The sequence below is a fragment of the Neisseria sp. P0022.S010 genome (genome assembly GCF_051956635.1).
Genome location: NZ_JBQCXF010000848.1, coordinates 1 through 499 on the forward strand (window position 1 = coordinate 1; position 499 = coordinate 499).

The 499-nt window shown below is 34.7% G+C and carries 1 protein-coding gene; it reads right to left on the bottom strand.

Annotated elements, in window-relative coordinates; translation table 11 throughout:
- A partial coding sequence (locus ACTHUT_RS21745; protein ID WP_440419891.1) for a surface lipoprotein assembly modifier occupies positions 1–499 on the bottom strand: 499 nt, incomplete at both ends.

The window sequence follows — 499 nt, forward strand, 5'->3', positions numbered from 1 at the left end:
TAGTTACATTATCTTTGCGATGACGATCAGTAAAAATATAATGCTTTCCATCGAAACGTTCGTGATAGTGATTGATTATAAGTCTGCTATTCAGGTTTTTGCCCCAAGTCTGTCCCCAACCAACATATCCCCCTATACGTTTAGAGCTACTACCAGCATAATGTTTTACTTTATCACGAGCATAGTTTAAACCACCTAAAAAGTAAGTATCATTGTTTAAAAGGTAAGTAGCACCTACTCCAACTTGATAATCTTTCCCCTGTCGTTCAGTATATGCATAATCTTTTTTTGCTATTGTACTGTTAGCGGACAAACGTAAATTTGGCGTTATCCAATTTGAAATGCCTAAATCTACACCTGCACGTGTGTAATAAGGATGATTTCCATAACGACGTTTTTCTAAAAATGGTATAACATAGCCATCTGTTTTAAAACTTTTATTTTTATAACCCAGGCTTATTCTTGCTACTTGATCATCATAAGCATGATTATCCCAATA